General features: G+C 69.7%; 23 protein-coding genes and 1 riboswitch. Of the genes, 15 read left to right on the plus strand and 8 right to left on the minus strand.

Annotation, left to right across the window (positions count from 1 at the left end; translation table 11 throughout):
• Positions 1 to 190 precede the first annotated feature (190 nt).
• From ACFYY1_RS34120 to ACFYY1_RS34165, 10 genes are all read left to right on the plus strand, one after another.
• Positions 191 to 799 carry a CDP-alcohol phosphatidyltransferase family protein gene (locus ACFYY1_RS34120; protein ID WP_388592441.1) on the plus strand — a complete coding sequence of 203 codons (609 nt, stop codon included), beginning with the start codon at positions 191 to 193 and terminating at the stop codon, positions 797 to 799.
• 113 nt (positions 800 to 912) lie between these two features.
• Entirely contained in the window at positions 913 to 3,408 is a 2,496-nt protein-coding gene (locus ACFYY1_RS34125) for a sugar phosphate nucleotidyltransferase (RefSeq protein WP_388592444.1), read from the plus strand.
• Between the two features lie 98 nt (positions 3,409 to 3,506).
• Positions 3,507 to 4,430, plus strand: a complete 924-nt coding sequence (locus ACFYY1_RS34130; RefSeq protein ID WP_266735551.1) for a DUF881 domain-containing protein — start codon at positions 3,507 to 3,509, stop codon at positions 4,428 to 4,430.
• Entirely contained in the window at positions 4,427 to 4,759 is a 333-nt protein-coding gene (locus ACFYY1_RS34135; RefSeq protein WP_003970459.1) for a small basic family protein, read from the plus strand. Before ACFYY1_RS34130 ends, ACFYY1_RS34135 begins: the two co-directional genes overlap by 4 nt.
• 5 nt (positions 4,760 to 4,764) lie before the next feature.
• Entirely contained in the window at positions 4,765 to 5,553 is a 789-nt protein-coding gene (locus ACFYY1_RS34140) for a DUF881 domain-containing protein (RefSeq protein ID WP_388592446.1), read from the plus strand.
• Positions 5,554 to 5,743: 190 nt separating this feature from the next.
• Positions 5,744 to 6,532: an FHA domain-containing protein gene (locus ACFYY1_RS34145; RefSeq protein ID WP_266735547.1), complete on the plus strand. Its 789-nt coding sequence runs from the start codon at positions 5,744 to 5,746 to the stop codon at positions 6,530 to 6,532.
• A 41-nt stretch (positions 6,533 to 6,573) separates the two neighbouring features.
• Entirely contained in the window at positions 6,574 to 7,314 is a 741-nt protein-coding gene (locus ACFYY1_RS34150; protein ID WP_388592448.1) for a MerR family transcriptional regulator, read from the plus strand.
• Positions 7,315 to 7,367: 53 nt separating this feature from the next.
• Positions 7,368 to 7,841: a bifunctional nuclease family protein gene (locus ACFYY1_RS34155; protein ID WP_006123076.1), complete on the plus strand. Its 474-nt coding sequence runs from the start codon at positions 7,368 to 7,370 to the stop codon at positions 7,839 to 7,841.
• Between the two features lie 168 nt (positions 7,842 to 8,009).
• Positions 8,010 to 8,627 carry a MerR family transcriptional regulator gene (locus ACFYY1_RS34160; protein WP_266735544.1) on the plus strand — a complete coding sequence of 206 codons (618 nt, stop codon included), beginning with the start codon at positions 8,010 to 8,012 and terminating at the stop codon, positions 8,625 to 8,627.
• 57 nt (positions 8,628 to 8,684) lie between these two features.
• Entirely contained in the window at positions 8,685 to 10,169 is a 1,485-nt protein-coding gene (locus ACFYY1_RS34165) for a DNA polymerase IV (RefSeq protein WP_388592451.1), read from the plus strand.
• Here ACFYY1_RS34165 and ACFYY1_RS34170 read toward each other — a convergent pair.
• Positions 10,094 to 10,462 carry a PRC-barrel domain-containing protein gene (locus ACFYY1_RS34170; protein WP_388592454.1) on the minus strand — a complete coding sequence of 123 codons (369 nt, stop codon included), beginning with the start codon at positions 10,460 to 10,462 and terminating at the stop codon, positions 10,094 to 10,096. The genes ACFYY1_RS34165 and ACFYY1_RS34170 overlap by 76 nt on opposite strands.
• Before the next feature lie 113 nt (positions 10,463 to 10,575).
• Positions 10,576 to 10,672, plus strand: a riboswitch (glycine riboswitch).
• Between the two features lie 194 nt (positions 10,673 to 10,866).
• Between ACFYY1_RS34170 and gcvP the strand changes: the two genes are divergently transcribed.
• Positions 10,867 to 13,752 (plus strand): aminomethyl-transferring glycine dehydrogenase, encoded by a 2,886-nt coding sequence (gene gcvP / locus ACFYY1_RS34175; protein WP_388592457.1) that lies wholly within the window; start codon positions 10,867 to 10,869, stop codon positions 13,750 to 13,752.
• An 87-nt stretch (positions 13,753 to 13,839) separates the two neighbouring features.
• Here gcvP and ACFYY1_RS34180 read toward each other — a convergent pair whose 3' ends face one another.
• The 3 genes from ACFYY1_RS34180 to ACFYY1_RS34190 form a co-directional block, all read right to left on the minus strand.
• Positions 13,840 to 14,046, minus strand: coding sequence for a DUF5999 family protein (locus ACFYY1_RS34180; protein WP_072488625.1), 207 nt, complete (start codon positions 14,044 to 14,046; stop codon positions 13,840 to 13,842).
• Positions 14,047 to 14,363: 317 nt separating this feature from the next.
• Positions 14,364 to 14,957 (minus strand): hypothetical protein, encoded by a 594-nt coding sequence (locus tag ACFYY1_RS34185; RefSeq protein ID WP_388592459.1) that lies wholly within the window; start codon positions 14,955 to 14,957, stop codon positions 14,364 to 14,366.
• Positions 14,958 to 15,116: 159 nt separating this feature from the next.
• Positions 15,117 to 15,290 carry a hypothetical protein gene (locus tag ACFYY1_RS34190; protein ID WP_388592462.1) on the minus strand — a complete coding sequence of 58 codons (174 nt, stop codon included), beginning with the start codon at positions 15,288 to 15,290 and terminating at the stop codon, positions 15,117 to 15,119.
• A gap of 149 nt (positions 15,291 to 15,439) precedes the next feature.
• Between ACFYY1_RS34190 and ACFYY1_RS34195 the strand changes: the two genes are divergently transcribed.
• Positions 15,440 to 16,945, plus strand: coding sequence for a glutamate-cysteine ligase family protein (locus ACFYY1_RS34195; protein WP_388592465.1), 1,506 nt, complete (start codon positions 15,440 to 15,442; stop codon positions 16,943 to 16,945).
• 139 nt (positions 16,946 to 17,084) lie between these two features.
• On the opposite strand, the gene ACFYY1_RS34200 is transcribed toward ACFYY1_RS34195, so the two are convergent.
• Entirely contained in the window at positions 17,085 to 18,875 is a 1,791-nt protein-coding gene (locus ACFYY1_RS34200; RefSeq protein WP_388592467.1) for a substrate-binding and VWA domain-containing protein, read from the minus strand.
• Between the two features lie 185 nt (positions 18,876 to 19,060).
• On the opposite strand from ACFYY1_RS34200, the gene ACFYY1_RS34205 reads away from it, so the two are divergent.
• On the plus strand, positions 19,061 to 19,840 hold the full coding sequence (locus ACFYY1_RS34205) for a CPBP family intramembrane glutamic endopeptidase (protein WP_388592573.1): 780 nt from the start codon (positions 19,061 to 19,063) through the stop codon (positions 19,838 to 19,840).
• Positions 19,841 to 19,889: 49 nt separating this feature from the next.
• Here the strand turns inward: ACFYY1_RS34205 and ACFYY1_RS34210 are convergent, their stop codons facing one another.
• The gene (locus tag ACFYY1_RS34210) at positions 19,890 to 20,711 is read right to left on the minus strand and encodes a PhzF family phenazine biosynthesis protein (RefSeq protein ID WP_388592470.1); all 822 of its coding nucleotides are present in this window, start codon (positions 20,709 to 20,711) and stop codon (positions 19,890 to 19,892) included.
• A 106-nt stretch (positions 20,712 to 20,817) separates the two neighbouring features.
• Between ACFYY1_RS34210 and ACFYY1_RS34215 the strand changes: the two genes are divergently transcribed.
• Both ACFYY1_RS34215 and ACFYY1_RS34220 read left to right on the plus strand, forming a co-directional pair.
• Positions 20,818 to 21,474, plus strand: coding sequence for a maleylpyruvate isomerase N-terminal domain-containing protein (locus ACFYY1_RS34215; protein ID WP_388592472.1), 657 nt, complete (start codon positions 20,818 to 20,820; stop codon positions 21,472 to 21,474).
• A 154-nt stretch (positions 21,475 to 21,628) separates the two neighbouring features.
• Positions 21,629 to 22,090: a hypothetical protein gene (locus ACFYY1_RS34220; protein ID WP_388592474.1), complete on the plus strand. Its 462-nt coding sequence runs from the start codon at positions 21,629 to 21,631 to the stop codon at positions 22,088 to 22,090.
• A gap of 12 nt (positions 22,091 to 22,102) precedes the next feature.
• Here the strand turns inward: ACFYY1_RS34220 and ACFYY1_RS34225 are convergent, their stop codons facing one another.
• Entirely contained in the window at positions 22,103 to 23,197 is a 1,095-nt protein-coding gene (locus ACFYY1_RS34225; protein WP_388592475.1) for a hypothetical protein, read from the minus strand.
• A 225-nt stretch (positions 23,198 to 23,422) separates the two neighbouring features.
• The gene (locus tag ACFYY1_RS34230; protein WP_388592477.1) at positions 23,423 to 24,340 is read right to left on the minus strand and encodes an aminoglycoside phosphotransferase family protein; all 918 of its coding nucleotides are present in this window, start codon (positions 24,338 to 24,340) and stop codon (positions 23,423 to 23,425) included.
• Between the last annotated feature and the right edge of the window lie 105 nt (positions 24,341 to 24,445).

Below are 24,445 nucleotides of genomic sequence, written 5' to 3' on the forward strand. Positions count from 1 at the left end.
ACTGCAGGGGGGACCCTGTGGGAGAGTAGGACGCCGCCGAACTCCTTTTACGGGAAAGCCCCGTGTCCTTGTGGACACGGGGCTTTTCTGCGTTCACGAGGCCCTTGCCTCACCCCTGTGCATCCGAGAGCGGTGGCTGAGGGTAAGGTCAGGGGGCATCATTGGCACTTTCTTCACAGGAGGCCCCCGGGTGGAGGTCCAGGAGACTCGGGTTCAGACGGACCGGGTACTCACCATCCCCAACATCCTCAGCATGGCTCGCCTTGTCGGGGTTCCGCTCTTCCTGTGGCTGATTCTTCGCCCCGTGTTCGGCGGGCCGCAGAGCGACGGCTGGGCCCTGCTGGTGTTGATGCTCAGCGGTATCAGCGATTACCTCGACGGCAAGCTCGCCCGCCGGTGGAACCAGATCAGCAACCTCGGCCGGCTCCTGGATCCCGCTGCGGATCGCCTCTACATCCTTTCGACCCTCGTCGGCCTCACCTGGCGGGAGATCCTGCCGCTGTGGCTGAGCGCAGCACTTGTCGCACGTGAGCTGATGCTCCTCGTGATGGTAGGAATCCTGCGGCGTCACGGCTATCCGCCGCCCCAGGTGAACTTCCTGGGCAAGGCGGCCACGTTCAACCTGATGTACGCGTTCCCCTTGTTGCTGCTCAGCGACGGAAGTGGTTGGCTTGCATCGCTGGCCGCTGTTTTCGGATGGGCGTTCGCAGGTTGGGGTACAACGCTCTATTGGTGGGCAGGGATCCTCTACGTGGTTCAGGTCCGCCGGCTCGTCAAGGCGGATGTAGCAGCCGATTGAGCTCGTTGATGCGGTGCCGTGCAGTGTGGCCGGCCCGCCGCTGATGACCCGGATGGTGCCCTGACGGGCGAAGTCGGCTAGACCGTCGTCTCTTCAAGGAGGACGTTTCCGACATGAAGGCCGTCGTGATGGCTGGCGGCGAAGGCACACGCCTTCGCCCCATGACCTCGAGCATGCCCAAGCCGCTTCTGCCCGTAGCCAATCGGCCGATCATGGAGCACGTGCTTCGGCTGCTCAAGCGGCACGGGCTGAATGAGACCGTCGTAACGGTCCAGTTTCTCGCCTCGCTGGTCAAGAACTACTTCGGGGACGGCGAAGAGCTCGGGATGGAGCTCAGCTATGCCAACGAGGAGAAACCACTCGGTACCGCGGGGAGCGTGAAGAATGCCGAGGAAGCGCTGAAGGACGACACCTTCCTCGTCATTTCCGGTGATGCTCTCACCGATTTCGATCTCAGCGATCTGATCGCCTTCCACAAGGAAAAGGGCGGTCTCGTCACGGTGTGCCTGACACGTGTGCCGAACCCTCTGGAATTCGGCATCACGATTGTGGACGAGGGTGGCCAGGTCGAACGCTTCCTGGAGAAGCCCACCTGGGGTCAGGTCTTCTCGGACACCGTCAACACCGGCATCTACGTCATGGAGCCCGAGGTATTCGACTACGTCGAAGCCGATGTCTCGGTGGACTGGTCCGGTGATGTCTTCCCGCAGCTCATGAAGGAAGGCAAGCCCATCTACGGCTATGTCGCAGAGGGCTACTGGGAGGACGTCGGTACGCACGAGAGCTATGTGAAGGCACAGGCCGACGTCCTTGAACGCAAGGTCGATGTCGACATCGACGGCTTCGAGATCTCGCCCGGCGTATGGGTCGCGGAAGGTGCGGAGGTACATCCCGACGCGGTTCTTCGTGGACCTCTCTACATCGGGGACTACGCGAAGGTGGAAGCCGGAGCGGAGATTCGCGAGCACACGGTCATCGGATCGAACGTCGTCGTCAAGAGCGGCGCATTCCTGCACAAGGCCGTGGTGCACGACAACGTGTACATCGGTCAGCACAGCAATTTGCGCGGCTGCGTGATCGGTAAGAACACCGACGTCATGCGGGCGGCCCGCATCGAGGACGGCGCGGTCATCGGGGACGAATGCCTGATCGGTGAGGAGTCGATCATCCAGGGCAATGTCCGCGTCTACCCGTTCAAGACCATCGAGGCCGGCGCCTTCGTCAACACCTCGGTCATCTGGGAATCGCGCGGACAGGCCCATCTCTTCGGCGCGCGCGGTGTGTCCGGGATCCTCAACGTCGAGATCACCCCGGAACTGGCGGTCCGGCTGGCCGGTGCCTATGCCACGACTCTGAAGAAGGGCTCGACGGTCACCACCGCACGTGACCACTCCCGCGGTGCCCGTGCCCTGAAGCGAGCGGTGATCTCGGCCCTTCAGGCCAGCGCCATCGACGTCCGGGACCTGGAGAACGTACCGCTGCCCGTCGCCCGCCAGCAGACCGCTCGCGGCAGCGCCGGCGGGATCATGATCCGTACGTCTCCGGGCGTGCCCGACTCGGTCGACATCATGTTCATCGACGAGCGCGGAGCGGACCTGTCGCAGGCGAGGCAGCGGAAACTGGACCGGGTCTACGCACGTCAGGAATACCGCCGTGCCTTCCCGGGCGAGATCGGCGATCTGCACTTCCCGTCCAGCGTCTTCGACTCGTACACCGGAGCGCTGCTGCGGAGCGTGGACACCGCGGGGATCGCCGATGCAGGTCTCAAGGTGGTCGTCGACGCATCCAACGGGAGTGCCGGGCTCGTGCTGCCCAGCCTGCTGGGACGCCTCGGTGTCGACGCGTTGACCATCAATCCCGGCCTCGACGAATCACGGCCCACCGAATCCGCCGAGAGCCGGCGCTCCGGACTCGTGCGGCTCGGCGAGATCGTCTCCTCGGCGCGGGCCGCGTTCGGCGTGCGGTTCGACCCGGTCGGCGAGCGGCTCTCCCTGGTCGACGAGCGGGGCAGGATCGTCGAGGACGACCGGGCTCTCCTCGTGATGCTCGACCTCGTGGCGGCCGAGCGGCGCAGCGGGCGGGTGGCGTTGCCGGTCACGACGACACGCGTCGCCGAGCAGGTCGCGGCGTACCACGGCACGCAGGTCGAATGGACGACGACATCGCCCGACGACCTGACCCGTGTGGCACGTGAGGAAGGCACCATCTTCGGTGGAGACGGGCGTGGGGGCTTCGTCGTTCCCGAATTCAGCAGCGTCTTCGACGGATCGGCTGCGTTCGTCCGGCTCCTCGGTCTGGTGGCCAGGACCCAGCTCACCCTGAGCCAGATCGATGCCCGCATCCCCCGTGCCCATGTCCTGCGCCGTGATCTCGCCACCCCCTGGGCCGTCAAGGGGCTGGTCATGCGGCGGGTCGTGGAGGCCGCCGGTGACCGCAGTGTCGACACGACGGACGGGGTGCGGGTGGTCGAGGCCGACGGGCGGTGGGTGATGGTGCTGCCGGACCCGGCCGAAGCGGTCACCCATTTGTGGGCCGAAGGTCCGGATGACGCCTCCGCGCAGGCGCTGCTGGACGAATGGGCGGCAGTGGTGGACAGCGCAGGTCAGTGACGGTTCTTCCGGTGTGTCCGGCGGCGCCCGGCGGCGTCGGCGGGCACACCGGTGGGGCCATTCGGCGCTAGCCGTGGCGACGTGCGACGATGTGCGGCATGTCGCAGCAGCCCCCCGATCGGAGTACCGCCTCGCCTCCCGCGCGTCCCGATGCGTCCATGTCGCTGCTGACCAACGTGATGGACCACAGCCTGGACGACGGATACGCCGAGGCATCGGCGCGTCGCAAGGCCGACGGGACCGCGGGCCTGCCCCGTACGCTCAAGTCGAAACTCGGCCTCGCCGCCTGTCTGGTGCTGGCCGCCCTCGTGGTCACGCTCGGGGCCGCGGAGGCGCGCGTGTCGGCGCCGGTGCTCGCCAAGGAGCGCCAGGAGCTGATCGACCGCATCGACGACGAGACGGCGGCGGCCGACGATCTCGAATCCCAGGTGGACGAGCTCCGGGACGACGTGGGCCGGCGCCAGCGCAAGGCGTTGGAGAAGCACGGCGGGGACCAGGGGGAGCGGGTGGCACTGCTCGCCGGCGCGACCCCCGTGGAGGGGCCCGGCGTGAAGCTCGTCATCGACGACGCCAAGGACACCGACCAGGGCGGCGGCGGACCGCGGGAGACCAGTGGATTCGCCGACACCGGGCGGGTCCGCGACCGGGACCTCCAGCGGGTCGTCAACGGCCTGTGGCAGTCGGGTGCCGAGGCGATCGCGATCAACGGGCAGCGCTTGACGGCCCTGTCGGCGATCCGTGCGGCGGGCGACGCCATACTGGTCGACAACAGACCGCTCGTCCCGCCCTACACGGTGCTGGCGGTGGGGAACGGGAAGCAACTCGGCACCGCGTTCCAGGACAGTGCAGACGGTCAGTATCTTCAGGCGCTCAAGGACACCTTCGACGTGCGGACGAGCCTGTCCGTGCAGCAGAAGGTGAGCCTTCCGGTCGCGCCGAGCCTGATCGTACGCACAGCAGAGCCTTATAAGGCCGCAGACACCGGCAGTGGTGCGGCAGACACAGGGAAGGGCACATCGTGATCGCCGTACTGGGCCTCGTCGTGGGAGTCGTGGTCGGACTGTTGGTCCGGCCCGAGGTGCCGGCGGTGGTCGAGCCCTATCTCCCGATCGCAGTCGTGGCTGCCCTCGACGCAGTCTTCGGTGGTCTGCGCGCCATGCTCGACGGGATCTTTGTCGACAAGGTGTTCGTCGTGTCGTTCCTTTCGAACGTCGTGGTGGCCGCGCTGATCGTGTTCCTGGGCGACAAGCTGGGCGTCGGTGCGCAGCTGTCCACCGGTGTGGTGGTCGTGCTCGGAATCCGGATCTTCTCCAACGCCGCGGCCATCCGCCGGCACGTCTTCCGGGCCTGAGGCCGATGAGCAACGAAGAACTTCCCGAGGAGACGGAGCACGCCGCAGAGCGTGCGTCAGGCTCCGCCAATGAGCTCACCGGTCGTCAGCGGCTGATCGCCGGACTCTGGCCGCCGCGGGTGACGCGGGCCCAACTCGTCGTCGCGCTACTGCTGTTCGTCCTCGGTCTCGGCCTGGCCATTCAGGTGAGGTCCAACAGCGACAACAGTGCGCTGCGGGGCGCCCGGCAGGAGGACCTGGTCAGGATCCTCGACGAGCTGGACGACCGGACCCAGCGCCTGGAGGACGAGAAGCAGCGGCTGGGCGCTCAGCGCACGGAGCTGGAGAACAGCTCCGACCAGGCCGAGGAGGCGCGTAAGCAGACGGTGGAGAAGGAACGGCAACTCGGCGTACTCGCGGGCACCGTGGCGGCACACGGGCCCGGGATCACGCTGACCATCAACGACCCCGGGGACGGGGTGAAGGCGGACATGCTGCTCGACGCGCTGCAGGAGCTGCGTGCGGCGGGCGCCGAGGCGATCGAGGTCAACGGGGTGCGCGTGGTGGCCAACACGTATTTCTCCGGTGACGGCGGCAACGTCAGCGTTGACGACCGTAAGATCACCGCGCCATACGTCTTCGAGGTGATCGGCAAGCCCCAGGATCTGGAGCCGGCGCTGAACATCCCTGGCGGCGTGGTGCAGACGCTGGAGAAGGAGCAGGCCACCGTGCAGGTGGAGCAGGCGGACGACATCGTCGTGGACGCCTTGCGACCGGCGAAGCAGCCTGACTACGCTCGGTCGTCGTCCCCGTGAGGCGGCGGTGCGGAAGGGGCGAAGGAGACGGGCGCAAGGTTGCGGGGGGTCGCCGCATCGTATTGGTGGCGCGTGGTGGAAACTGTCGGGTGGATACGGACGTTGTGAGGATGTCCGGGTCGGCAGGTGTGTTCATTCAGGGTTCGTCCTGCCCCACGGGCGGGTCTATTTCGGTCAAGGGGAATCGCCCGTGAAGTTGTTTGGGAAGTTGTTCGGCAAGAGCGCTCGCGACGAGGCCGCCCGCCATCGCGCGCCGCGCCATGGCCAGGCGGAGGAGCAGGGCACGGAGCGCCCGCTCTTCCGCGATCAGGTGTCGGGTACGGGCAGTGACAATTCGGGAGTATCCGGCGCGTCGTCTGTTGACCCTGCCGGTCCCGGCCGCATAGGTTTCGGGGAATCGTCGACCTCGAGTTCGGGTGGAGAGTTCGCCCCCAGGCAGGAGGGTTCGTCCATGCCGGTCTGTACGAGGTGCGGGCATCGCAATGCCGAGGCCAGTCGTTTCTGCTCCAACTGCGGTGCTCCGCTGAGGGGTGGGGTTCCCGAGCGTGCCTCGGAGACGACGTCGACCATCTCCATCTCCGGTCTTGAAGCGTACGAGGCGGAGGCCACCGGGCAGACGGCTGTGCCGTCCCTCTCGCCCGAGGCCCAGGCCGCTGTGGACGCCCTTCCGCTCGGCTCGGCGCTCCTGGTGGTGCGTCGTGGTCCGAACTCCGGCAGCCGCTTCCTGCTGGACGGTGAGCTGACCACGGCCGGCCGTCACCCGCAGAGCGACATCTTCCTCGACGACGTGACGGTGTCGCGTCGGCACGTGGAGTTCCGCAGGAGCCCCGACGGCAGCTTCACGGTCGGGGACGTGGGCAGCCTGAACGGCACCTACGTCAACCGTGAGCGCATCGACTCCGTCGCCCTGTCCAATGGCGACGAAGTGCAGATCGGTAAGTACCGGCTGGTCTTCTACGCGAGCCAGCGCGGTATCTGACCCGCCCCCTGACTCCGTCGGGGGGATCCCCAGGAAGGTCCATGCTGAGAACACCGACGGGCGGTGCCGTGACCGGCACCGCCTCCGCCGACGACCGCCCGATGAGCATCGGCACGGTGCTCCTGCGGCTGCGGGACGAGTTCCCCGAGGTCACGATCTCCAAGATTCGTTTCCTGGAGGCCGAGGGGCTCGTCGAGCCGCAGCGGACCCCTTCCGGCTACCGCAAGTTCCGCGGCGCCGATGTGGAGCGGTTGGCGCAGGTGTTGCGCATGCAGCGGGACCACTACCTCCCGCTGAAGGTCATCCGGGAGCATCTGGATGCCCTCGCCCGTGGTGAACAGGCCGCCCTGCCTTCCGGGGGCGGCCCGCGGGACCTGACCGGCGGCTGGGACGCGGAGCCCGGACGGGCCACCGCGGCCCGGATCGGCCGTGCGGAGCTGCTGGCGGCCGCCGAGGTCACCGAGAGCGACCTCGACGAGTGGGAGTCGTACGGTCTGGTGGTTCCGACCGCCGAGGGCGGATATGACGCCGAGATGGTGACCGTGGCCAGGCTTGTGGCGGAACTGGGCAGGTTCGGTCTGGAGCCGCGTCACCTGCGTGCCATGCGGGCCGCTGCGGATCGCGAGGTCGGGCTCATCGAGCAGGTGGTCGCACCCCTGCGTCGGCACCGGAATCCGCAGACCAGAGCCCATGCGGAGGCCACTGCGAAAGAACTCGCGGAGCTGTCCGTGAGGCTTCATTCGGCCCTGGTACAGAGCGCCCTGCACATCCGGCTCCACTGATCGCCGGGCTGCCCGACTACCCAAACCTGCCGGGCACGTCCTAGGGTTGCTGTGTGAACGAGCTCGACGTTGTGGGTGTCCGGGTGGAAATGCCCTCGAACCAACCGATCGTGCTCCTGCGTGAAGTGGGAGGCGACCGGTACCTCCCCATTTGGATCGGTCCTGGTGAGGCGACCGCGATCGCCTTCGCCCAGCAGGGCATGGCTCCGGCCAGGCCGCTGACCCATGATCTCTTCAAGGACGTGCTCGAGGCCGTCGGCCAGGAGCTCACCGAGGTCCGCATCACGGACCTTCGGGAAGGGGTCTTCTACGCGGAGCTGGTCTTCGCCAGCGGGGTCGAGGTGAGCGCGCGGCCGTCCGACGCCATAGCGCTCGCGTTGCGCACCGGAACGCCGATCTACGGCAGTGACGGGGTGCTCGACGACGCAGGCATCGCCATCCCGGACGAGCAGGAGGACGAGGTGGAGAAATTCCGCGAGTTCCTCGATCAGATCTCCCCGGAGGATTTCGGTACCAACAGTCAGTGACCGTTCTTCGGGGTCGCCGTCAGCGCATCCGGCAAGCCTTTCCCGCTCAAGAGACACGGGAAACCACCCTCAGGGTGATTATCACTCGGCGTGCCGAGTGTGGCGATCGTTGACGCACCCCGAGTGACTGCCTACCTTCGAGATGGCAGGTCAAGGACGGAGGTCGGCGTGAGAAGCAGCGGCGACGGTACGGCAGCGGGTGGGCCGTATCCGCAGCAGGGGAGTACAGCCGACCACACCATCGTGCAACCGGTTCAACCGGCGGCGGTGGCGGGGGACGGAGTGGCTTCGGCCAACGACATCGGATACAGGGGGCCGACCGCCTGTGCGGCGGCCGGGATCACCTATCGGCAGCTCGACTACTGGGCGCGCACGGGGTTGGTGGAGCCGAGCGTGCGTCCGGCGTACGGCTCCGGCACGCAGCGGCTCTACAGCTTCCGGGACGTGGTCCTGCTGAAGATCGTGAAGCGCTTCCTGGACACCGGCGTGGCACTCCAGAACATTCGCACCACGGTGCAGCATCTGCGGGCCCGTGGATTCCAGGACCTTGAGCGGATGACGCTGATGAGCGACGGGGCGACGGTCTACGAGTGCTCCTCGCCCGACGAGGTCGTCAGCCTGCTCCAGGGGGGCCAGGGGGTCTTCGGGATCGCGGTGGGGGTGGTGTGGCAGGACGTCGACGCCGCCCTCTCGCAGCTGCACGGTGAGCGGGTGGACACCGGCGAGACCCTCATCGGGAACAACCCCACCGACGAGCTCGCGCGGCGGCGCAACCGCGCCGGCTGACGCGGCTCGCGGTCCGGGCGCGGCGATTGTCAGTGCCGTAGGGCAGCATCGATTGATGTGAGAGCCGCGCCCACCATCCTGCATCTGGACATGGATGCCTTCTACGCCTCCGCCGAGCAGGCGGCCAAGCCGAGCCTGCGCGGCAAGCCGGTCGTGGTGGGCGGGCTCGGGCCGCGCGGAGTCGTCGCCACCGCGTCGTACGAGGCTCGTCGCTTCGGGGTGCACTCGGCGATGCCCACGGCGCAGGCACGGCGGCTGGCGCCCAACGCGGCCTATCTGGTGCCCCGATTCCAGCTGTACCGGACCGTGAGCGACCAGGTGATGCAGCTGCTCGCCCGGCTCTCGCCGCTGGTGGAGCCGCTCAGCCTGGACGAGGCCTTCGTGGACCTGGAGGCCGGGGGGACGGCCGACGACGCGGCTTCGGCGCGGGAGATCGGTGAGCAGCTCCGTACGGCCATCAAGGCGGTCACCGGGCTCACCGGATCGGTCGGGCTCGCCGGTTCCAAGATGCTCGCCAAGATCGCTTCGGAGGAGGCGAAGCCGGACGGCCTGCTGCTCATAGAGCCGGGCACGGAGCGGGCGCTGCTCGCACCCATGCCGGTGCGGATCCTCCCCGGGGTCGGGCCGGCGACGGCGGATCATCTGCGCCGGGCGGGGATGACGACGGTCGACGACCTGGTCGAGGCGGGCGAGGACGAGCTCGTACGCCTGCTGGGGAAGGCGCACGGCGGCTCGCTGCACCGCATGGCGTTCGGGTACGACGACCGGCCGGTGGTCGCGGAGCGGGACGCCAAATCGGTATCCGTCGAGGACACCTTCGACGCCGACCTGCACGACCGGGTGCGGATCAGGACGGAGGTCGAGCGGCTGGCCGACCGGTGCGTGCAGCGCTTGCGGGGCGCGGGGCGGTCCGGGCGCACGGTGGTGCTGAAGGTGCGCCGGTACGACTTCTCGACGCTCACGCGGTCCGAGACGCTCCGTGGGCCCACGGACGACCCCACGGTGGTCCGTGAGGCCGCCGCGCGGCTCCTGGAGGCCGTTGACACCACCGGAGGCGTCCGGCTCCTGGGAGTGGGTGTGACGGGGCTCGCCGACTACACCCAGGAGGATCTCTTCGCCCAGGCAGCCGGGGAGCGGACCGCGGCCGAGGAAGCCGCCAGGGAAGCGGCGGAGGAACCGGCGCAGGCGTCGGCACCGGCGGGGGACGACGGGGGAGAGCCGCCGGGCGATCCCGGGGCGCCGGTCCCGGAGACCGCCGAGCAGCGCGCAGCCCGGCGCTGGCCCGCCGGACACGACGTACTCCACGAGACGTACGGCCATGGCTGGGTGCAGGGCAGTGGCGTCGGCCGCGTGACGGTGCGGTTCGAGGAACCGGGGTCCACGCCCGGCCGGGTGCGGACGTTCCGGATCGACGACCCGGACCTGCGGCCCGCCGATCCGCTGCCGTTGGTGAGGGACCCGGTGGACTACTCGTCCTGGCCTGCCAGCCTGCCGAAGTCCCGGTCCGGACCGAGCTCCTCGGGCGGGGAGTCCAGACCGTAGTGCCGGTAGAGCTGGAGCTCCTGTTCCGGCGAGAGATGACGGCCGACACCGAAGTCCGGCGCGTCCTTGATCAGCGCACGGTCGAAGGGGATGCGGAGCGTGTCCTCCACGAATTCGCTGGGTTCCAGCGGGACGAACGCGTCCCGGCTGAAGAGTCCGGTACGTACGGCTGCCCACTCGGGCACACCGGTCGCGTCGTCGAGATACACCTCGTCCACGGTCCCGATCTTGGTGCCCTTGCGGTCGAACGCCTTGCGGCCGATCAGGCGGCGCGGATCGATGTCGGTCTGCACGGTCCCTCCCACTGGTCGCGGCTACTCCACAAGCACTACAAAAAGGCAGATCCGGGTGGTTGGCCACTCGAGAAATCAGCCACGAACCCCGCTGGTAGGCTGGTGATGGCTGCTGACCCCGTGCGGGAGAGTCCTCCGGAGTTGATCCGAAGGCGCCGAAGGAGCAAATCCTCCCCGGAATCTCTCAGGCCCCCGTACCGCACGGACGAGGTCACTCTGGAAAGCAGGGCGGGTTTCGTGCGGCCGAGTGCCGGTGCGATTCCCTTCCTCACCGACGGTGAAAGCCGGTACGCCGCAAGGTGCGCCGGTGAAGCTCTCAGGTTGAGATGACAGAGGGGGAGGCCGTTCGGGCACCCGCGCCGTGGTGCCCCTCGCAGGTCGTGACAGACCAGGAGGCCTCCACCATGACCCCCCGTCGCACTCCGCTCTCCCAGCTGGAGCAGGGCATTCCGTTCGAGCAGCGCCACATCGGTCCCGATGACGAGGCGCAGTCGAAGATGCTCGCCCAGGTCGGTTACGGCTCGCTGGACGAACTCACCGCCGCCGCGGTGCCCGATGTCATCAAGAGCGCCGAGGCACTCGCACTGCCGGCCGCGCGCACCGAGGCCGAGGTCCTCGCCGAGCTGCGTGAGCTCGCGGACCGCAACCAGGTGCTGGCCCCGATGATCGGGCTCGGCTACTACGGCACCTTCACCCCTCCGGTGATCCTGCGCAACGTCATGGAGAACCCCGCCTGGTACACGGCCTACACGCCGTACCAGCCGGAGATCTCGCAGGGCCGCCTGGAGGCGCTGCTCAACTTCCAGACCATGGTCGCCGAGCTGACCGGGCTGCCCACCTCCGGCGCCTCGCTGCTCGACGAGGGCACCGCGGCCGCCGAGGCCATGGCGCTCTCCCGGCGCGTCGGCAAGGTGAAGGACGGTGTCTTCCTGGTCGACGCCGACGCCCTGCCGCAGACGGTCGCGGTCATAGAGACCCGTGCCGAGCCGACCGGTGTCGAGGTCGTCGTCGCCGATCTGTCCGAGGGCATCCCGGCGGAGCTCGCCGAGCGCGGTGTCTTCGGCGTACTGGTGCAGTACCCGGGCGCCTCCGGAGCGGTCCGGGACATCAAGCCCGTCATCGAGCAGGCCCACGAGCTGGGTGCGATCGTCACGGTCGCCGCCGACCTGCTCGCCCTGACCCTGCTCACCTCGCCCGGTGACCTGGGTGCGGACATCGCGGTCGGCACCACGCAGCGCTTCGGTGTGCCGATGGGCTTCGGCGGACCGCACGCCGGGTTCATGGCCGTGCGTGAGAAGTTCGCCCGCAGCCTTCCGGGCCGCCTCGTCGGTGTCTCCGTCGACGCGGACGGCAACAAGGCCTACCGGCTCGCCCTGCAGACCCGTGAGCAGCACATCCGCCGCGAGAAGGCCACCAGCAACATCTGTACCGCCCAGGTGCTGCTCGCCGTCATGGCCGGAATGTACGCGGTGTACCACGGCCCGGACGGGCTGCGGACGATCGCCCGGCGCACGCACCGCTACGCGACGATCCTGGCCGAGGGCCTGCGCGCCGCCGGGGTCGACGTCGTGACCGGCGTCTTCTTCGACACCCTCACCGTGCGCGTCCCGGGCAAGGCGGCCCGGACCGTCGCCGCCGCCCGCGAGCGCGGGGTCAACCTGCGACTCGTCGACGCCGACCTGGTCTCCGTCGCGTGCGACGAGACCACCACGCGTACGCAGATCGCCGCCGTCTGGGCCGCCTTCGGCGCCGACGGGGACATCGAGGCGCTGGACGGCACCGTCGCCGACACGCTGCCCGAGGCGCTGCTGCGCACCGACGAGATCCTCACCCACCCGGTCTTCCACCAGCACCGCTCCGAGACCGCGATGCTGCGCTACCTGCGCAAGCTCGCCGACCGGGACTACGCACTGGACCGCGGCATGATCCCGCTCGGCTCCTGCACCATGAAGCTGAACGCGACCACCGAGATGGAGCCGATCACCTGGCCCGAGTTCGGCGCGCTGCACCCCTTCGCACCGGCCGAGCAGGCGCAGGGCTTCCTCACCCTCATCCGCGAGCTGGAGGAGCGCCTGGCCGAGGTCACCGGCTACGACGCGGTCTCCATCCAGCCGAACGCGGGATCGCAGGGCGAGTTCGCGGGCCTGCTGGCCGTACGCGCGTACCACCGGGCCAACGGTGACGACCAGCGCACCGTCTGCCTCATCCCGTCCTCCGCGCACGGCACCAACGCGGCCAGCGCCGTCATGGCCGGCATGAAGGTCGTCGTGGTGAAGACCGCCGACGACGGCGAGGTGGACGTCGAGGACCTCCGCGCCAAGATCGAGAAGCACCGCGACGAGCTCGCCGTACTCATGATCACGTACCCGTCGACGCACGGTGTGTTCGAGGAGCACGTCGCCGACATCTGCGCCGAGGTGCACGACGCCGGCGGTCAGGTGTATGTCGACGGCGCCAACCTCAACGCGCTGGTGGGCCTCGCCAAGCCGGGTCGGTTCGGCGGCGACGTCTCGCACCTGAACCTGCACAAGACCTTCTGCATCCCGCACGGCGGCGGCGGCCCCGGCGTCGGCCCGGTCGGGGTGCGCGCGCACCTCGCGCCGTACCTGCCGAACCACCCCCTGCAGCCCGCCGCGGGCCCCGAGACCGGGGTCGGACCGATCTCGGCCGCCCCGTGGGGCTCGGCCGGCATCCTGCCCATCTCCTGGGCGTACGTACGGCTGATGGGCGGGGAGGGGCTGAAGCGTGCGACGCAGGTCGCCGTGCTCGCCGCCAACTACATCGCCAAGCGTCTGGAGCCGCACTACCCGATCCTGTACAACGGCCCGGCCGGTCTGGTCGCGCACGAGTGCATCGTCGACCTGCGGCCGATCTCCAAGGCCACCGGCGTCAGCGTCGACGACATCGCCAAGCGTCTGATCGACTACGGTTTCCACTCGCCGACCATGTCGTTCCCGGTCGCAGGGACGCTGATGATCGAGCCGACCGAGAGCGAGAACCTCGCGGAGCTCGACCGGTTCTGCGACACGATGATCGCCATTCGCGGCGAGGTCGAGAAGGTGGCCTCCGGCGAGTGGAGCGCGGACGACAACCCGCTGCACAACGCGCCGCACACCGCGGCGATGCTGGGCGGGGAGTGGAAGCACGGGTACAGCCGTGAGGTGGCGGTCTTCCCGGCCGGAGTCTCGGCCGCCGACAAGTACTGGCCGCCGGTGCGCCGGATCGACGGTGCCTTCGGCGACCGCAACCTCGTCTGCTCCTGCCCGCCGCTGGACGAGTACGACAACTGAGTCATGAGCGTGGGGGAGTGACGCGGACATGCGTCGGGGCCGGTTCGGAGAATTCTCCGGGCCGGCCCCAGCTCGTACCGGCCGCGCTCAGGCGGCCTTCATCACCCGGTCGGTCCCCAGGGGCCGGTGCGGGGCGATGATCTGACCGTCGGGGAGCAGCTCGCCGGTGTCCTCGAAGAGCAGGACTCCGTTGCACAGCAGGCTCCAGCCCTGCTCGGGGTGGTGGGCCGTCAGGCGGGCGGCCTCCCGGTCGGCTGAGTCGGCGGTCGGGCATGGTGGCTGGTGCTGGCACATGGCTGGGTTCTTTCGCTGCGTTGTAGTGAATGTCCTGCGGCTGGATGAGGTGTTCATGGCCGCCCCCCGTATCGATCGGTCCGGTCCCAGTGTTGCCCCACGGGCGTCATTCCGCAGGGATTTCGCAGCAGCACTTGTCCTTACTCGAAGGACGCATCACCCGCGCGGACGGTTCACCGCAACTGCGCTGTCACTTCGGGTGGTTCGGGGTGGCCGGATCGGGCTAGTCCGGTCGGGCATCGAAGTGCGCCCCCCAGCACTGTGCCCCGCCACCAGGGATGGTGGCGGGGCACAGTGTTCTCCTGCGGGTCCGGTCCTCAGGCCGGTGATCCGAGCAGGGGACCGGGGCCGGGGGTGATGCGCAGCGTCATCACGCGCAGCAGATCGGCGACCCGGTGCGAGCGATGGGCCGCGATGCCCGGCGGCGCGGGAGCCAGCGGAACCAGGAGATCGGCGGGGGCGAGCGCCCCGCCGGCGGCGTCGGCCTCGGCGTCGCCGTGCAGCCACAGCGCGAGCATGTAGAGCTCCGGGATGGACAGCAGCCGTGGCTGGTAGTGGCTGGTGACCGTCTCGGCCTGGCGCAGGGCGAGTTCGGTCGAGGTGATGTAGGGGCCCTCGAAGAAGTGCGAGAAGGTCCAGCCGTCCGGAGTGAGCATGGTGTCCGCCGCGGCGACGGGCTGTTCCGAGCTGCGGATCAGGAACCGCCACCCGGCCAGCCTGGTGGCGGGTGCGAGCCCGCCCGGCCCGATCCGGTCCAGTACATGGACGGGGAGCGGGAGTTCGGGGCTCAGCGGTCCCTCGGCGGATCGGAGGGCTGGGGTGCGGGCCTCGCGGACTGCGGTGGGTGAACCGAGTGCCGCGAGAACGCTGCGCAGAGCGGGCGCGGGAGCCGGGGGAACATGCAGCGGCATAGTGGGTCGCCTCTCACTTCGGAGACACGGTGGTGCGTGGGCGGGTGCAGACGGCGCTGTCGGCATGCGGGGCCAGAGGAGGCCGGTGACTGGGCCGGTGCGTCAACTCTCTGCCTCGTCCGCGGAGTTTATACGACACGTGTTCACGCGGTGATTCCACTAGCCGTCGCAGGTATTGCCGACAAGGCGGTATCGAGACTTTATTATGCGGAGAATCTGCTGATTTTGCGTCAGCGGCGCAGCCGCCGCCTGGGATTTTTCCCCAAGCGCGGACGGCTGAAACGCGACCGTGTATTCGCAGTGCGCCGGGCGGGGAAACCAGTGCTGCACCATGCCCATGGAATGTGCCTCGGGCGGGCGCACTCAGATTACTGGGTCCGCGGCGTTCGCGGGGGCGTTATGGATCACCCGGCCTGGGCATTATCGATCGTGACGCGAGCGGCCTGGGCCGCGGGCCGCCCACTTGAGGGAGGGACGCTCCGATGGGGGAGAAGGTCGTGGCGGGCGCCTTTGACCTGTCCGATCGGCAGGGGTACCGGAGGAAGCTCCACCAGTGCCTGGAGGGGCTGGAGCGGCTGTTGGCGGAGCGGAGGTTCGACCGGCCGCGCAACCTCATGGGCGTGGAGATCGAGCTGAATCTCGCGGGCGCCGACGGCATGCCGAAGATGATGAATGGGGAGGTCCTCCCGCGCATCGCGAGCCGTGATTTCCAGATGGAACTCGGGATGTTCAATTTGGAGGTGAACATAGTCCCGCACCGCCTGGACGGGCGGGTTTTCGACCAGCTGGCCGAAGAGCTCAGGACCGGTCTCGGATATGCCCACCGGAAGGCAGGCGAGGTCGACGCCGGGATCATGATGATCGGTATTCTGCCCACCCTGCGCCGCGAGGACCTCGTCGCGGCGAACCTCTCGGACGCGGACCGCTACACACTGCTCAACGATCAAATCGTGGCCGCCCGGGGCGAGGATTTCTCCCTCGATATCCACGGCGTGGAGCGATTGGTGTCCACCTCCGCCTCGATCACCCCGGAGGCCGCCTGCACCTCGGTCCAGCTCCATCTGCAGGTGACACCCGCGCGATTCGCGGCCGTGTGGAACGCCGCCCAGGCCGTCGCCGGGGTCCAGATCGCACTGGGCGCCAACTCGCCGTTCCTGTTCGGCAGGGAGCTGTGGCGGGAGTCGCGGCCGCCGCTCTTCCAGCAGGCCACCGACACCAGGCCGCCCGAACTCCAGAACCAGGGAGTGCGGCCCAGGACCTGGTTCGGTGAACGGTGGATCGGCTCGGCGTACGAGCTCTTCGAGGAGAACGTGCGCTACTTCCCGCCGCTGCTCCCGATCTGCGACGAGGAGGAGCCGCTGCGGGTCCTGGACGACGGCGGGGTGCCGCGGTTGCAGGAACTGGTGCTCCACAACGGCACGGTCTACCGCTGGAACCGGCCCGTGTACGGGCTGGCCGACGGCGTACCCCATCTGCGGGTGGAGAACCGGGTCCTGCCCGCCGGGCCCACGGTCACCGACCTGATCGCCAACGCGGCCCTGTACTACGGGCTCGTGCGGGCGCTCGCCGAGGAGTCCCGGCCGGTGTGGACGCGGCTGCCGTTCGCGGCGGCGGCGGAGAACTTCGACACCGCGTGCCGTCTGGGCATCGACGCGGAGCTGACCTGGCCGCGTCCCGGCCGTGCCGGCGGGCTCACCCGGGTGCCCGCCGTCAAGCTGGTACGCGACGAGCTGCTGCCGCTGGCCGCGGCGGGGCTCGATGCCTGGAACATCGAGCCCGCTGACCGCGACCGCTACCTCGGCGTCATCGAGGAGCGCTGCAAACGGCGGGTGAACGGGGCGTCCTGGCAGGCGGACACCTACCACCGGGCACGGGAGGGCGGGCTCGACCGGCACGCGGCGCTGGCCGCGACGACCCGGCGGTACGCCGAGCTGATGCACAGCGGGGAGCCCGTGCACAGCTGGCCGACGGGTGCTCCCAAGCCCTGACCCGGGCACCGCGGATGCCGTGGCCGGGCTCCCACGCGAGACTGTCGTGATCCGGACGAGAGGCCCCGGGCCGTGTCCGTGAAGTCCCGTCGTACGCCCGGAGGGCGTCGCGAGCCGGGCGGGACTCCGCGGACACGCCCTAGCCCTGGCCGGCGTGACCGCTCTGGCCGGCCGTCATGATGGCCTGCAGGATCACCGTCTGGATCTCGGCCGGGTCGATGACCTGGTAGCCACCGCCGCCGGTCACCTTGGCTATCTCGTTCACCTCTTCGCGGTCGGCCTCGGGCCCCACAGCGATGGCGAGCAGCGGCACCGGACGCTCCGGATCGGCGATCCGCTTCAGTTCCGCGATCAGTGCGCTGCGGGAGATGGAGAGGCTGTCCTGGTTCGAGCCGTCGGTGAGGATCACGACCGCGTTGAACTTGCCCTTCACATAGGTCGCCTGGGCGTCCTTGTAGGCGGCGAGCATGGTGTCGTACAGACCGGTCGCGCCGCCCGGAACGGGCTCCAGCGACGCGAAGGCCGCGGAGAGCTTCTCGCGGTGGGTGCCGCCGCCCTTCGCCGGATCGCCCAGCCTGGTGGCCGGGACCAGTTTGCGGTAGTCCTTGTCGCCGTCGAGCCTGGTGGCGAACTCCCAGAGCCCGATCTCGTCGTTCGGGGTGAACTGGTTGAGGGCCTGGATCAGGGACGCCTTGGTGACGTCCATCCGGGACTGGTTGCGTCCCGGGACGATCGTGGCCATGGACCCCGAGGCATCGACGACCGTGGTCAGCCGGGCGCTCTGGACCGTGATCGTCCACATGCCGAGGGTCTGCTGGAGCTCCTCGGCGGTCGGTGCGGTGGCGGCCGCGGTGGCGTACGGCTGGGGCTTCTTGCCACCGGCCGGAGCGACCACCGACTCGCCCGCGGTGCCGTCGACGTTCCTGAAGCCGTGCTTCTCCAGCGTGGCCTGCGAGGCGGGTTCGTCCAGCAGCGTCCTGAACCGCAGCGCCGCCCTGCCCTCGGACGTGCTCATGCTGGTCTCGTCGACCAGCGTGTACGGATAGTTGAGCAGCGGTGTGCCGTCCTCGGGGTAGAAGAGATCGAGTTTTCCGCTGCCGGTCGACTCCGCGTTGTGCGTGAACGCCGCCTGCTCGGAGAGGAGCACCGCCTGATTGCGGTCCGGGTTGCCCTGCTCGGCGCCCGAGTCGCCCTGGGCCAGGGTCTCCAGCACCTGGGTGTCACCGTCCGACATGCGCTGTGCGAGCAGCTTGGCGGTCGCCGCGACCCTGGTGTCGCTGTCCCCGCCCTGCTTCTCGGAGGACGCGCCGATGCTGGTGAGGGCCAGCAGACCGGTGGCGCTGCGTGCGGGGTCGGCCGAGCCGAGGCGTACCTTGTCCGATTCCATGGCGGCGGCCGTCAACTCCGCCCAGGAGTACTTCTTCTTCGGCCAGCCGAGGCTCTTGGCCGCGGACGGAACCATGGCCAGGGTCACGGGGGAGGACGCGATGGAGTCGCCCGGTGTGACCGGGACGCCGTCACCGGAGCCCTTGGCCCGGTCGGGCCACAGGTCGGAGTCGGGCAGCCAGACCTGGAAGTCCGGGGTACGGGTGCCGTCGGAGAGGGCATCGGCGACCTTGTAGGAGTCGCGGGCGACCACCGTCACGTACAGACAGCGACCGTCGGAACGCACCTCGTCCTTGCGCGCCTTGTCGGCGATGGCGCGAACGGCGGGGGCGATGTCCGGGGAGGCCATCATGGACAGACGTACGGCGGAGCCCTCGCAGCTCTTCGAGAACGACAACAGGCCGCCCTGCACCGCTACGGCCGTGCCCGCCGCCACCGCGACGACGAGCGTCGTGGCGATCACAACGGTACGCCGCCGGCGTGGTGGTGATCCGTCCCCGCTTCCGTCTCCCGCGTAGTCATCGGGCAAGCTGTGACGTCCCATGTCGGTGGTGCCCCTCCTTGAGGATGAACAAGGAAAAAGGGGGACCACACCATCGGCGATGGTGGTTGTCCCCCGGCCTGTCGCGCATGATCTTCGTACCTGTATTCGAGACCCTAGCCGGAGGGGGAGCAGGATGGGGCATGAATGCACAACTCAAGGCAGGTGTACAGGTGGAGGTGGGGCTTATGGCTGATTCTTTCCCCCGGGAGACTCTTTCGCGAAGGATCCTGCGGTCCGAAACAGTCCTCGTGCTGGCTCTCTCATTGGGCGCCAGTGGAGTGTCTGCCCTGATCAGTTTTGTCGGATCGCTGACGAAACCAGGGGGTTTGAAGGATCAGGCGGCGACGCTCAACAGCTCGTACGCGCCGGGGCGTCCATGGCTGGATCTCGCCTGGCAACTCTTCGGTATCACGACGGCCCTGGTGCCGGTCGCCCTGGTCGCGCATCTGCTGATCAGGGAGGGCACCGGCCTGCGCGCCATCGGTTTCGACCGCACCAGGCCGTGGCCGGACCTGGGACGCGGCACGCTGGTCGCGGCGGGGATCGGAAGCGCCGGCCTCGCCTTCTACCTGGTGGCCAGGGCCGCCGGATTCAACCTGACCGTGGTCCCGGAGTCTTTGCCCGACGTGTGGTGGAAGTTCCCGGTCCTGATCCTGTCCGCGATCCAGAACTCCGTCGTGGAGGAAGTGATCGTCGTCGGGTATCTGCTGCGCAGACTGGGGCAATTGGGATGGACACCGATGGCGGCGCTGGCCGCCAGTTCGGTGCTGCGCGGCTCGTACCATCTGTACCAGGGGATCGGCGGCTTCATCGGGAACATGGTGATGGGCGTCGTCTTCGCACTGCTGTACCGGCGTTGGGGGCGGGTCGGACCGCTGGTCGCGGCGCATGCGCTGCTGGATATCGGGGCGTTCGTCGGATACGCGCTGCTGGCGGGGAAGGTGGGCTGGCTGCCCACGCCGTGAAGGCCGGGGAAGGGGGAACGGTCCGCCGGCCCCGCACCCCGGCCGAGGCTCAGAGCGAGGTGAGCAGTTCGCCGTCGATGACCGTCACGGCGTCGCCCGTCAGCAGGGTGCGGTCGCCGCACAGAGTGGTCCGTACCAGGCCGGAACGGGCGGAGGCCTGCAGCCCGGTCAGTTCGTCACGGCCGAGGCGGGCCGACCAGAAGGGGGCCAGCGCGGTGTGGGCGCTGCCGGTCACGGGGTCCTCGTCGATCCCGACGCGTGGGAAGAAGCCGCGCGAGACGAAGTCGTAGCCGCGGGCCGGGTCCTGCGCGGCGGCCGTGACGATGACGCCCCGCCGGGACACGTCGGCCAGCCGGGCGATATCGGGGGTCAGCCCTCGTACGGTCGCCTCGTCGGACAGTTCGACGAGCAGGTCGCCGATGTGCGGGCCGGTGTCGTGGACGGAGAGCGGTTCCGCGCCGAGGGCGGCGGCCAGCCCGGCCGGGGCGGCCTCGGGCTTCAACGGGGACGTGGGGAAGTCGAGGGTGATCGCGCCGTCCGGGCGGGCGGTCGCGGTGAGGATCCCGCACCGGGCCGCGAAGCGGACCGTGCCGCTCGCCGTTCCGGTGGTGTGCAGGACGTGCGCGGTGGCGAGGGTGGCGTGCCCGCACATGTCGACCTCGGTGGTCGGGGTGAACCAGCGGAGCGCCCAGTCGGCCTCGCCGCCCGGAGGCAGCGGATGGGTGAAGGCGGTCTCGGAGAGGTTCACTTCCATGGCGATCCGCTGGAGGCGGTCGTCGTCGGCGAAGGCGCCGGAATCCAGGACCAGGACTCCCGCCGGGTTGCCGGTGAAGGGGCGGTCGGTGAACGTGTCGACGATTCGAATCCTCATGCCGCGACCCTACGTACCGTGCGCAGCCGTATGCCAAGGCCAATTCCGTGTCCCTGGACCTCTGCGGAACTGGACCGTCCTCGCCGCACCGCACTACCTTGCCGATGTGGATCTCTTCTCACGTTCCTGGACCGCGTTGCGCAGGGCGGTCGCCGAGCTTCCCGACGAGGACTTCGCGCGACCGTCCGGCTGTGCCGGCTGGCTGGTGAGGGACTTGGTGTGCCATCTGGTCATCGATGCCCAGGACGTCCTGATCACCCTCGCGACGCCCGCCGGCACGGAACCGACCCGCGACGCGGTGACCTACTGGAACGTCTCCGGGACGCCGCCGACCGGTGACGACCCGCTGGATGCGCTGATCGTCCGGCTGGCCGCGGCGTACGAGGAGCCGCGCCTGCTCAGGTTCCACCTCGACGACGTCGGCTCCGCCGCCGGCCGCGCCGCCGTGCTCGCCGACCCGGCTCTCCGGGTCGGCACCCGTGATGTGGTCCTCACCGCGGGCGACTACCTCGGTGCGTACGTCCTGGAGTGGACGCTGCACCACCTCGATCTCGTCGCGTACGTTCCGGGCGCGGCCGAACCCCCCGCGGAGGGGCTCGCCCGGTCCCGGGAGATGCTGGAGAGCATCGCCGGGGCGGTGTTCCCCGCGTCGTTCCCCGACAAGGACGCGCTGCTGATCGGCACGGGACGGCGTGCGCCGACCGGTGCGGAGCGGGCGGCACTGGGCGAACGGGCCGCGAAGTTCCCGCTCTTCCTCGGATGACGGTCGGAGCACGGCACGCCTGAGCGGTGCCCCGGCGCGGCGGATCGGGATCCCGGGAACCCTGTCGCCATCGGAGTGCCCGGCGGTAATCTGCGGGCCCGTCCGCACGTTCCTGCGGACCACCGACGGCCTCGCCCCGGACACCCCCGTCACCGTGCCCTGGTACGCGCAGGGGGCGACGATCACGCCGGCCACGTCGACCGGTCTGATGCTCAGTGAGAGCCTCGTGCACGGCCTGGACATCGCGCGCGGCGCCGGACTCCCGTGGGCGATCGGCCCGGAGGAGGCGCGCCTGGTGCTCGGACAGTCGATGCCGACGATGATGGCGCCGGCCCTGGACACGGCGAAGGCCCGGGGCGTCGGCATCGCGCTCGACCTCCCGATCAAGGGCGGCCCGCGGCTGGCGGTCGTCGTCGACGGCGGGACGATGACGGTGACCCGTGACGCCCCGCCGCGCACGTACGACTGCACGATCACGGCGGCGCCGGCCACGTTCCTGCTGGTCTCCTTCCGGCGCACGCCGATCTGGAAGGCGATCGCGCGAGGCGGGATGCGGGCCGGCGGACGCAGGCCGTGGCTCGCCACGCGACCCGGACAACTCGTCGCCACCCCCTGACCGGGACGGCCCTCAGAAGTTGAGGCTGCGCGTGTACTCCGCGACCTCGCGCAGCCACGGGCTGCGGACGGCCGGCAGCCGGACCAGGGTGTGATGGAACACCACCGAGTCGGCCCGGAACAGGTGGTCGGGGCGCGGCAGGGGCGGGTCCACGTCGAGGACGCCCTCGGGCATGACCCCCGATGTGGGGACGGGCAGGTCCGGCTCGGGGGCGACCAGCCACAGCCACACCCCGAACGGCAGCGGCACCGGGTACGCGGAGACGGCCGGACCGTCCGGGGTCCAGGTCTTCCCCGTCTGCGGGTGGACCGGCACGAGGAGGATGTCGGCTTCCGGGTCGGGAGCAGGCAGCTCCGGTCCGGCCAGGACGGCGCGCCGCGCGGGCGGGCGCGCGGGCAGCAGGGCGTCGAGGGCGCGTTGGAACACCTCCGCGATCAGGCCGTCCGGGACGGTCACCGGCCGGCCTCCCGAGGCAACCAGCAGGTGGGCGAGCGCCCGGCCGGCCGCCGCCTCCCACTGCGGGCTCCAGGACCACCGGTGGCCGGATCCCAGCGGTTGGCCCCAGCTGGTGAGCGGCTCGTACGGGGGCGTGCCCGTCCCCCGCGCCATCAACTCCGCCCAGGAGAACGGTGCGGCGGCGGTCCTGTCGACGGGGAGACGGCGTACGGCGTCCGGGGCGAGCCACACCGCCTGCCACAGCGAGCAGTCGTCGATCCTGCTGGCCACGGGCAGGCCGCACGCCTCGCAGGCCGTGTTGGGGCCGTCGGACGCGTCGAGGCCGCAGCAGTATCCGCCGGCCGTCTCCGGGATCAGCACGGTGCCGCGGATGTCCCCGGGGGCGATGACGACCGTGCCGGGTGGGGCGTCGGACAGTCCGTGGACCCGTGCGTAGATGCCGCGGGCCTCGGCCTCGTCCGGATCGATCTCCTCCCACTTCCGCCACGGCGGCCCCCAGGGCTCCGGTTCCACGGCGAAGGTGCCGGACTCCATGAGGACCGGGAGCTGAGTCCCGTTCCCGTACGTCTGGTGGGCGTGGGCCGGCAGGGCGACCTCGGACAGCGGGGCGGTCAGCGTGGCGCCGCACCCCGCACATACGAATACGAACAAATGCCCTCCACTTGAGAAACAGGGGCATCGTCGCAGTTCGACGGCGACCGGCCAACGCATTTTGTCCGCCGCGGGTACGAGGCGCGGCTCGCCGCGCCGGGTCAGTGGTGGAGCAACCACCGGACCCGGTCGTACGCGGCGATGTGGTAGAGGACCAGGGCGATCAGGAACCAGCGGGCGGTCCCCCGCAGGCCGGCCTGGCGCATGTCGGCGAGCGACGCGTGATCAGTGGCGGGCCGTGGCGATGAGGCGGTTCAGCGAGGCGTGTCCGGGCGGGCCCCAGGTGGCCTTGCCGCCGGGGCGGCCGTGGACGCCTGCCTCTCCGATGAGGATGCAGACGAGGGCTTTCACCACCGCCCAGCCGCGGGCGCGGCGCAGGGTCGCGGGGTCCGGGGCCGGTCGGTAGGCGGCATGGAAGCGGTCGACGGCGCCGTCCGGCAGCAGGATCCAGGCGGCGGCGAGATCGCAGGCCGGGTCGCCCGCGAAGAGGTCGCCGAAGTCGATCACACCGCAGAAGGTCCCTTCCTCGGTGAGGACGTTGGCGGGATGCAGGTCGCCGTGGAGCCACAGCGCCGGGCCCGACCAGTCGGGAGCGGCGACGGCGTCTTCCCAGATCGCTCGGACGGCGTCCGGGTCGGGGATCAGTCCCTGCTCGGTGGCCGCGGCGAGTTGCTGGGTGAACCCTTCGGTGTGGCCGGCCAGCGGCCCTCCGCGGCCACGGCCGGCCGGAGCCCCGTCGGGGGCGGGTCGGTGAAGGGCCGTCAGGAAGGCGGCCAGGGCGTCGGCGGAGTCTGCGACGCGTGTGGCGGGGGCCCGGTCGGCGGGCGTGCCGGGCACCCACGTGGTGACTGTCCAAGGCCGCGGAAAGCGCGCCGAGGGCTCACCGATGCGCTGTGGGACGGGGACCGGAAGGGGAAGGTGCGGGGCGAGACCGGGCAGCCAGGCGTACTCCTTGCGCAGCAGCTCGTCCGCCGACTCCGTTGCCCAGGGCAATCGGACGGCGAGGTCGTCGCCGAGCCGCCACAGCTGGTTGTCCCAGCCGCGCGCACCGAGCCGCACGGGGTGGTCGGCCAGGTCGGGGTGCTGGTCGTGCAGCAGTTCCAGGACCAGGTCCGCGGTCATTTCGATCTCGGAGTGCGTCATGCGGAGCCACGCTAGTCGTACCGTGGCCGGCTGTTTGTGACGCACAGCACTCCCGTGCCGCTCACCTCTCGACGGAACCGACCCGGGGCAGGTCCAGGTCGCCGC

The sequence above is a fragment of the Streptomyces sp. NPDC001890 genome (genome assembly GCF_042891445.1).
Taxonomy (GTDB): Bacteria; Actinomycetota; Actinomycetes; order Streptomycetales; family Streptomycetaceae; genus Streptomyces.

Coding starts and splice junctions, on each gene's coding strand:
- ACFYY1_RS34125 (WP_388592444.1), top strand. CDS start 913: ATGAAGGCCGTCGTGATGGCTGGCGGCGAAGGCACACGCCTTCGCCCC.
- ACFYY1_RS34130 (WP_266735551.1), top strand. CDS start 3,507: ATGTCGCAGCAGCCCCCCGATCGGAGTACCGCCTCGCCTCCCGCGCGT.
- ACFYY1_RS34140 (WP_388592446.1), top strand. CDS start 4,765: ATGAGCAACGAAGAACTTCCCGAGGAGACGGAGCACGCCGCAGAGCGT.
- ACFYY1_RS34150 (WP_388592448.1), top strand. CDS start 6,574: ATGCTGAGAACACCGACGGGCGGTGCCGTGACCGGCACCGCCTCCGCC.
- gcvP (WP_388592457.1), top strand. CDS start 10,867: ATGACCCCCCGTCGCACTCCGCTCTCCCAGCTGGAGCAGGGCATTCCG.
- ACFYY1_RS34180 (WP_072488625.1), bottom strand. CDS start 14,046: ATGTGCCAGCACCAGCCACCATGCCCGACCGCCGACTCAGCCGACCGG.
- ACFYY1_RS34185 (WP_388592459.1), bottom strand. CDS start 14,957: ATGCCGCTGCATGTTCCCCCGGCTCCCGCGCCCGCTCTGCGCAGCGTT.
- ACFYY1_RS34190 (WP_388592462.1), bottom strand. CDS start 15,290: ATGGTGCAGCACTGGTTTCCCCGCCCGGCGCACTGCGAATACACGGTC.
- ACFYY1_RS34195 (WP_388592465.1), top strand. CDS start 15,440: ATGGGGGAGAAGGTCGTGGCGGGCGCCTTTGACCTGTCCGATCGGCAG.
- ACFYY1_RS34200 (WP_388592467.1), bottom strand. CDS start 18,875: ATGGGACGTCACAGCTTGCCCGATGACTACGCGGGAGACGGAAGCGGG.
- ACFYY1_RS34205 (WP_388592573.1), top strand. CDS start 19,061: ATGGCTGATTCTTTCCCCCGGGAGACTCTTTCGCGAAGGATCCTGCGG.
- ACFYY1_RS34210 (WP_388592470.1), bottom strand. CDS start 20,711: ATGAGGATTCGAATCGTCGACACGTTCACCGACCGCCCCTTCACCGGC.
- ACFYY1_RS34230 (WP_388592477.1), bottom strand. CDS start 24,340: ATGACGCACTCCGAGATCGAAATGACCGCGGACCTGGTCCTGGAACTG.